Origin of the sequence: Nitrosomonas sp. Nm166 (genome assembly GCF_900112825.1) — a bacterium.
Taxonomy (GTDB): domain Bacteria; phylum Pseudomonadota; class Gammaproteobacteria; order Burkholderiales; family Nitrosomonadaceae; genus Nitrosomonas.
In genome coordinates, this window is the sequence record NZ_FONE01000072.1 from 1 (window position 1) to 6,496 (window position 6,496).

Sequence of the window (6,496 nt, forward strand, 5' to 3'; positions counted from 1 at the left end):
AACAATAAATTCTGAATAGAAACTCGATTTATCCCCCTTGAAAAATGAATCTCTGGCAAATTCGCTCTTATTTTTGATGCTCGTGCAATATCCAGATTAGTAATATCATCCAGAAATATAATGGCATCTATCGTTGACCGGAATGCGCGATCAATTGAAGTGATGACGAAAGTATCGCCGGGCTTAAGGGCTTTCCGCACAGCCAAAAGACCAGGGCGTTTTTTTGCCGTGGCTCGTACAGCTCTATCTTTGTAAATATGAAGACACCCAGCGGCACGCAAGGCATCGATCTGCTGCAATACCATTTGCCGATTTGTGCTGCATCTGACATATCCAATCAGTGCCATTGTTTCCTTATAATCGCTTGTATTTATATCAATAAATGATCGAGTCATTTAGTGGACAAAAAGGAACCCTTTTGTCATCCATATTTTCCCCTCCTCAGCATTGATCTATTTTTTCTGAAACACGCAGTTTTGCTGACGTAACACATTTGTCTTTGTTGCTGTTAGAATTCTGCCAAAAGGGTTCCTTTAAGACCTACTACTGGAAGCACTGGAAAGGCAAGGATATTTTTATTCGCAGGAATTTTTATATTCGTTTCTGCCTTATCAATAAACGGAACAGCCAGCGCTCAATCCGGCACGATAAATAAATTTCTGCAATTAAGTGAAGGTGAGCGATATTGGTATCTGGAAGGTGCAGTGGCAACTGTGTCGCACCTGATTTCTACCGGCAACAAACAAAAAGGTGATTGTGTTGCAAGTTGGTATCTGCGGGATCGGGACGTTAAACGTAAATTAATTGAAGATACGCTTGCCAAATACCCTACGGAAGGCCCAACAACAATTGTTCTGAGCTTATTGACTCAAGCTTGCGGGGAATTGCTGGCAAAATAGCTCGTTTACGGTTTGTTAACATTTTAAGCATAGAATAGAACCAGCCAGGAATTAGGGCTGGAGGATTATTGGCTGGAGCTCGTAAAGATATCGACCAATTTGACGGGATTTCTCTCGATTCCTTGCCTAAATGGCTGCGCGATATGATCGACTTGAACAATGAGAGCGCGGGCCGGGAAACAGGCAGGATCAAACGGTTCAATTTACCTGTTTCTGATAAGGCGATAAACGCAGAGAAAGAAAAAGAAGAGCGCCGTTTCAATGCGCTGATGCGCCTTCTTCAAGACCCGCACTATGCGCGTCTTTATCACCACGCAGTCGCAACTGTGACAGCTGCCGAAGAAGCAGCAGAAAAAGCAAGGCGCAAACTGGAGCAAGAAAGCGAGCTTGCTGAAAACCGTCGCCGGGATTTATTGGGTAAAGCCGAACAACTGCCGGATGGAACAAAAGTATTCCAATCCATGAATGGGCGTATTTATGCTGAACATGGGGAGGATGTCACTCATCGGAAAGATTTCATTACCGAGTTAAACTCAAACTCTCCAAAATGGGAAGAATATCAGCACGTCAAGAAAATTACGCAAGAGATTGAAAAGCGCAAGCAAGACGTTGAGCATTATCACCGAGAAATAATTGATCCTGCAAAAAATCGCCTGAGTGACGTAGATCAGCCCCTGTCTGCTGAGGAATTAGAAAAGCTCGTCAAAAAGATAAAAACAGAAATGCCCATGGATGTCCGTGTGCAACAAAATACCTATGAGTTGGCCACATCACGCATAAATGATCCCGTCAGAAATGAAACGGCAGATGAATTATTCGGCTCTTACCAACCCAATGCACCCAAAATTCAGGCCGATTTCAAAACTGCGCATGACGAGCCGTACGGCTCGTCGGCAACTTCGTTGCCGACGACCATTCCTAAGTTCACATAAAACAAACCAACACGTTGCTGGCAAGCATTTATATACTTTCGTTGAATACCTGTTCTGGAGAGTAGGGGTAAATCTAATCAGGTTTAACGGCAAATCTACCGCTTCCAAGAAAGAACACTGCAAGTCCTGTCAGCATGAAGAAAACCTGCAATTCTAATGCATATCCGCCGTGATCAGTTAATGTAAATAATTGACTGCGATGCGCCAACACGATTGCGAAGATCATATTGCCGAAAACAAGCAATCCCCCGAACCGAGAAAAGATTCCAAGAATAATCATAAGTGCTGCAATTACTTCTCCCAAGTAAACTCCGTAGGCTAAAGCCTGGGGTAAATCCATGCTGGTAAGCTGTTTGCCGATAAAATCGAGAGAACCTGGATTAAGTATTTTATGCACACCATGAAACAGCATCAGTACGCCAACGGTAAGGCGTAATGTCAATTTACCCAGCGCATCACTTTGAAATGGAAGATTCATATATTTTTCTCCTTAAGCTTTGTGATTGTCGATTATATTGAACCAATAATTTAAAGGAAACATTGATATGTATTCGTGTGTCTCTGTTTGAAACGTGACGGTTTTCAACCGCCATGAATGGGCTGCGTCTTAATCGCCGATGAGTTTGCAGGAGCCTGAAAAAATTGTTCGCTTGTATGCTAGGCTAGTTATCCAACCCAAATAAGGAGACAGACGATGCGTGTGATGGTGTTAGTGAAGGCTACTGAAGACAGCGAAAAGGGATTTGTCAATACTGCCGAGACGAAAGAGATGATGGAGGCAATGGGCAGATTTAATGACGAGCTGGTCAAGGCAGGCATCTTAAAGGACGGGAATTGTGACGGTCTTACGCCCTCTTCGAAGGGCAAGCGTGTTGCGTTCGATGGTTCTGACCGTACGGTTATCGATGGCCCTTTCCCCCATCCTCGTGAGTTAGTTGCTGGTTTCTGGCTCTGGGAAGTCAAGGACATGGATGAGGCAGTCGCCTGGGTGAAGCGCTGCCCCAACCCCATGCCGGGACCGAGCGAGATCGAAATCCGTCCGTTATATGAGATGTCTGATTTTGAATGAACCATATAACTGAAAAAATTCTCTCTTTCTGGCATAGTTAACTGGAACCATACGGAAAATTTCCGGTTGGTAAAAGATAAACTTCTACAAGGAAGCGAATATGCCTCAGCACGCTTATTGGAACGGACATATCAGGTTGTCCCTTGTCACCTTTCCGGTCTGTCTTTATCCAGTCGTGACCGAGAGCGAAAAAATCCCCTTCATAAATACGATAAGGATACTGGCCAGCGCATTCACTATCAAAATGTCAATGAAAACGGCGATGTCGTTGAAGCGGACGATATTGTCAAAGGCTATGAATACGAGAAAGGAGCCTTTATTCCTATTGAAGATAAAGAAATCGAAAAGCTGCGCTTAGAGAGTAAACACACCATTGATCTCGTTCATTTTGCATGGCCTGTTACGTGGACAGAATTAAAGAAATATAAAAAGGCCAGTGCCATCACTCTTAAAAATATTGACGCAAAACTCTTGAAAAATGCTGAAAAAATATCGGCAGAATTTTTGGAAGCCTCTCAGAAGCTTAAAACCTAGTTTTGAAAAGAATTAAAGTCGAAACAAACAAAGCATTATGAAACTTGTTCAGCTTCTACTTCCGCTAAATGATAATTCGGGGAAGAAATTTCCGAAAAAATTCTTTAAGGATATCAAGGAAGAGTTAACCAAGAAATTCAGCGGTGTTACCGCATTTTCTCAATCTCCAGCGGAAGGAGTTTGGGAGGATGAAGGATATGTTCAGAAAGACCAAATTATTATTTATGAAGTGATGGTTGCCGAGTTTGATCAAAATTGGTGGCGTGATTTTAAAGGCAAGCTTGAGGCAAAACTCAAACAAGAAAAAATTGTGCTTCGCTGGTTCGATGTTTCAACGCTTTAAGCGGTCAGCCAACTGCCTATAAATGCAAAGACATGAGGAATACCAATCAAAATTACACGCGCTGACTATTGCTATCGATCTTTTCCGGTACAAGGCGATAGCCAAGCGCGTTCATAATTGAATTGACATTATCGAAGCGGGGATTGCCCTTGCTGGACAAAGCATGTTGAACCCCTTGGCGGGTCAATCCTGTTTCCTCTGCGATATTGGTGATCCCTTTTACCTTGGCGATTATTCGCAAGGACGCCAGCAGCGCAGCCGAATTATGGTCCTCAGCATATTCATCAAAAATCTCGTCAAGATATGCGCCAATTTCTTCGGGGTGATTGCGGAAGTATTCTTCCTCAACATCTCTGAATTGACGGTATGTTCGTTCAGCCATGATCTTTATACTCCTTCCAATATGCTTTCGCGTCTTGTATATCCCGGCTTTGACTGTCCTTGCCGCCGCCGCAAAGCAAGATAATGATGCGCCCATCCACTTCACCGAAATATATTCGATAACCGGGACCGAAAAATATCCGCAGTTCTGAAACCCCTTCGCCGACAGGTCGGCAGTCGCCATACAATCCTTGCTCCAATCTCCCGATGCGTTTCAAAATGAAACGACGGCCTTTTTCATCGCGCAAACCGTTGAGCCAATCTGTGAAAGGTTCTTTGCCTTTGTCATCCTGATAAACGACAACTGTTCTCGGTTCAGCGGCTTTAATCATTTCATATTCTTCCACTATATCATCCGCCAAATATATTTGGCAATAATTTTGTTCATCATTAATATGTTTGAGGTGTTTAGCCAACCCATAACATATTGCTCTAACTGGTAAAATAGACTCATCAGCCGAGGTATTGGAGAATCTTGCCAATTTCCATGATTATTTCGTTAGGTTAATTGATAATAATAACCTCAATAAAACCGAGCGAGCCTTAGCGGAATATTGAATTACTGTAATACTCGAGAATTCAAACGTTTTACAGAATTTTAGGATTTGTGATATAGAGTATAGGGGCTATAACACAATTGAACGATTGAAGAACTTATATGCCGCGCATTGATTTTGAGCAAATAGCGCACCGGGATATTGAATATACGGTCGCGTTGATAAAACAGCTTCATGCCGGTCAAACTGATCAAGCCGGAAAGCCCTATGCCAATCATCCCCGGCGCGTAGCCCAAAACGTTAGAAGACTTTTCCCAAATTGTAGCGATGATGTCGTCATAGCGGCGCAATTGCATGATGTGATCGAAGATTGCGGCATCAAGGAAGCCGATTTGAGACAGAAAAATTATTCGCCAGCCTGCATTGAGATGGTGTTCCTGGTCACAAAAAATCCGGAAGATAAGCGCGATTACCAGGAGGTGATCAATGATTTGATAGCTTCCGGAAACCAGGGAGCCATGATGATCAAGATTGCGGACAACATGGACAATCTGCATCCCAGACGCATCGAGGAACTTAATCGGATCAACCCTGAAAAGCAAAAAAGCTTGGCGAGCGTTATCGGCAATCCATTGAAAAGCTCTGTGGTGCAATGGGAATCAGCAAAAGTCATGTATTCGAGTTGATCGAAGCCGTTCCGTCTCCCGGTTATAATTCTTGGGAAGCAACGTTGTAGCCTTTTAACGATGAAGGTATCAAAGGAAGAAAAAAGATGACCGACGAACCGCAATATCGATACTACTTGCTGGGCGATTACATGCCTATTCGCGCAACGGTTGATCCTGAATATAAAATCAATGTCGATGCTGTTCGTCCAAGCCGTGAAGTGGAAAACTTGAACAACATCGAGAGCTTCTTCTCCAGATTCGTGAAAGTGATGAAGCAGAAGAAATAACAGCAGAAGAATTTAAAAAACACTGTGAACGTATATTTACGGTGAATCAAAAGGAAAAATCTATGAACGACTCAAAATATAAATATTTCACCAATGGTGTCTGGCCAATTCGGGCGATTTATGATGACCAAGGCCGTCTGAGAGGAACGGAAACACCTAATCGTGAAACGGGTGAGATTGAGCTGAATATGTATTGGATAAGCAAAGTTTTTGAAGACAGAAGCGGCGATATCGAGGAAATAACAAAAGAAGAGTTTGACCAGATGGTCATTGATTTTTTGAGTCAAAAAAAAACTAACTCCCATTCGCCGCCGGAGATAGGCGGTATGGGATAAAAGCTGTTTCGGCAAAATTGAAGAATAAATCGCTGAAATAATAAAAAACAGGGTGTGGAATGGAAGATGGTATAAAACGGCCTCAGCCGGATTTATCCTTTGATGAGCTATATAAACAAGCTCAAGCTTCTGCCCTTATGCTCGAAAATGTAGGGCAATCCATTCTTGATCGTTTAAAAGCCCAAAACCCGGAAATGTTTGAAGGCGTCATTTTTGAAATGGGGCCAATCAAGACCCGTGACCGTGCGCTTGATAAAATCAATCGTGATTACGGCGGTGATTTACGGCAGATCAAGGATCTGGTGCGTGGGCGGTTTGTTGTCGATACACCGGAGCAAATTGCAGTGATCAAACAAGCAATTATTGATGATCTGGATATTGACTCAATGAAGGATAAATATGCCGAACCTTCGTCAACTACTGGATACAGGGACTTATTCCAATTACAGATAGAAGCAGTAATAATATAAGCCTTTACCTTTGGTAGAGGTCATCATGGCACGGAAGGCAAGTGGAACGGAGCAACTTGAGGTAGCGATGGAACGGTTAAA

General features: G+C 43.0%; 13 protein-coding genes. 9 read left to right on the forward strand and 4 right to left on the reverse strand.

The genetic code is table 11. The features are described 5' to 3' along the window. Nucleotides 1-347, reverse strand: a 347-nt coding sequence (locus BM021_RS14135) for a recombinase family protein (protein WP_177186393.1), incomplete at its 3' end; no start/stop codon positions are given. A gap of 357 nt (nt 348-704) precedes the next feature. Between BM021_RS14135 and BM021_RS14140 the strand changes: the two genes are divergently transcribed. Together BM021_RS14140 and BM021_RS14145 are read left to right on the forward strand one after the other, a co-directional pair. Then, nucleotides 705-899, forward strand: a complete 195-nt coding sequence (locus tag BM021_RS14140) for a hypothetical protein (protein ID WP_090721644.1) — start codon at nt 705-707, stop codon at nt 897-899. 68 nt (nt 900-967) lie between these two features. Further along, nucleotides 968-1,831, forward strand: coding sequence for a hypothetical protein (locus tag BM021_RS14145; RefSeq protein WP_090721645.1), 864 nt, complete (start codon nt 968-970; stop codon nt 1,829-1,831). A gap of 73 nt (nt 1,832-1,904) precedes the next feature. Here the strand turns inward: BM021_RS14145 and BM021_RS14150 are convergent, their stop codons facing one another. After that, nucleotides 1,905-2,309, reverse strand: a complete 405-nt coding sequence (locus BM021_RS14150) for a DoxX family protein (protein WP_090721646.1) — start codon at nt 2,307-2,309, stop codon at nt 1,905-1,907. A gap of 216 nt (nt 2,310-2,525) precedes the next feature. On the opposite strand from BM021_RS14150, the gene BM021_RS14155 reads away from it, so the two are divergent. The 3 genes from BM021_RS14155 (at nt 2,526) to BM021_RS14165 (ending at nt 3,777) form a co-directional block, all read left to right on the forward strand. Continuing rightward, complete coding sequence (locus BM021_RS14155) at nt 2,526-2,900, forward strand: YciI family protein (protein ID WP_090721647.1); 375 nt, start codon at nt 2,526-2,528, stop codon at nt 2,898-2,900. Between the two features lie 66 nt (nt 2,901-2,966). Continuing rightward, nucleotides 2,967-3,434: a Ku protein gene (locus tag BM021_RS14160; protein WP_177186394.1), complete on the forward strand. Its 468-nt coding sequence runs from the start codon at nt 2,967-2,969 to the stop codon at nt 3,432-3,434. Nucleotides 3,435-3,471: 37 nt separating this feature from the next. After that, on the forward strand, nt 3,472-3,777 hold the full coding sequence (locus tag BM021_RS14165) for a hypothetical protein (protein ID WP_090721649.1): 306 nt from the start codon (nt 3,472-3,474) through the stop codon (nt 3,775-3,777). A gap of 52 nt (nt 3,778-3,829) precedes the next feature. On the opposite strand, the gene BM021_RS14170 is transcribed toward BM021_RS14165, so the two are convergent. Together BM021_RS14170 and BM021_RS14175 are read right to left on the reverse strand one after the other, a co-directional pair. Beyond that, nucleotides 3,830-4,159, reverse strand: coding sequence for an addiction module antidote protein (locus tag BM021_RS14170; protein ID WP_090721650.1), 330 nt, complete (start codon nt 4,157-4,159; stop codon nt 3,830-3,832). Beyond that, a complete protein-coding gene (locus BM021_RS14175; RefSeq protein ID WP_090721655.1) occupies nt 4,152-4,490 on the reverse strand; it encodes a type II toxin-antitoxin system RelE/ParE family toxin in 339 nt (112 codons plus the stop codon). Before BM021_RS14175 ends, BM021_RS14170 begins: the two co-directional genes overlap by 8 nt. A gap of 326 nt (nt 4,491-4,816) precedes the next feature. Between BM021_RS14175 and BM021_RS14180 the strand changes: the two genes are divergently transcribed. The 4 genes from BM021_RS14180 (at nt 4,817) to BM021_RS14195 (ending at nt 6,415) form a co-directional block, all read left to right on the forward strand. After that, nucleotides 4,817-5,341 carry an HD domain-containing protein gene (locus tag BM021_RS14180; RefSeq protein WP_090721651.1) on the forward strand — a complete coding sequence of 175 codons (525 nt, stop codon included), beginning with the start codon at nt 4,817-4,819 and terminating at the stop codon, nt 5,339-5,341. Between the two features lie 86 nt (nt 5,342-5,427). Further along, nucleotides 5,428-5,610: a hypothetical protein gene (locus BM021_RS14185; protein WP_090721652.1), complete on the forward strand. Its 183-nt coding sequence runs from the start codon at nt 5,428-5,430 to the stop codon at nt 5,608-5,610. A gap of 62 nt (nt 5,611-5,672) precedes the next feature. Further along, on the forward strand, nt 5,673-5,945 hold the full coding sequence (locus BM021_RS14190) for a hypothetical protein (RefSeq protein ID WP_090721653.1): 273 nt from the start codon (nt 5,673-5,675) through the stop codon (nt 5,943-5,945). 59 nt (nt 5,946-6,004) lie between these two features. After that, nucleotides 6,005-6,415, forward strand: a complete 411-nt coding sequence (locus tag BM021_RS14195; RefSeq protein WP_090721654.1) for a nucleotidyltransferase family protein — start codon at nt 6,005-6,007, stop codon at nt 6,413-6,415. Nucleotides 6,416-6,496: the final 81 nt, after the last annotated feature.

Excerpts from the sequence above, each read along its gene's own strand:
- BM021_RS14180 (WP_090721651.1), top strand. The coding sequence starts at position 4,817 with ATGCCGCGCATTGATTTTGAGCAAATAGCGCACCGGGATATTGAATAT.
- BM021_RS14195 (WP_090721654.1), top strand. The coding sequence starts at position 6,005 with ATGGAAGATGGTATAAAACGGCCTCAGCCGGATTTATCCTTTGATGAG.
- BM021_RS14155 (WP_090721647.1), top strand. The coding sequence starts at position 2,526 with ATGCGTGTGATGGTGTTAGTGAAGGCTACTGAAGACAGCGAAAAGGGA.
- BM021_RS14165 (WP_090721649.1), top strand. The coding sequence starts at position 3,472 with ATGAAACTTGTTCAGCTTCTACTTCCGCTAAATGATAATTCGGGGAAG.
- BM021_RS14175 (WP_090721655.1), bottom strand. The coding sequence starts at position 4,490 with ATGATTAAAGCCGCTGAACCGAGAACAGTTGTCGTTTATCAGGATGAC.
- BM021_RS14190 (WP_090721653.1), top strand. The coding sequence starts at position 5,673 with ATGAACGACTCAAAATATAAATATTTCACCAATGGTGTCTGGCCAATT.
- BM021_RS14185 (WP_090721652.1), top strand. The coding sequence starts at position 5,428 with ATGACCGACGAACCGCAATATCGATACTACTTGCTGGGCGATTACATG.
- BM021_RS14150 (WP_090721646.1), bottom strand. The coding sequence starts at position 2,309 with ATGAATCTTCCATTTCAAAGTGATGCGCTGGGTAAATTGACATTACGC.
- BM021_RS14170 (WP_090721650.1), bottom strand. The coding sequence starts at position 4,159 with ATGGCTGAACGAACATACCGTCAATTCAGAGATGTTGAGGAAGAATAC.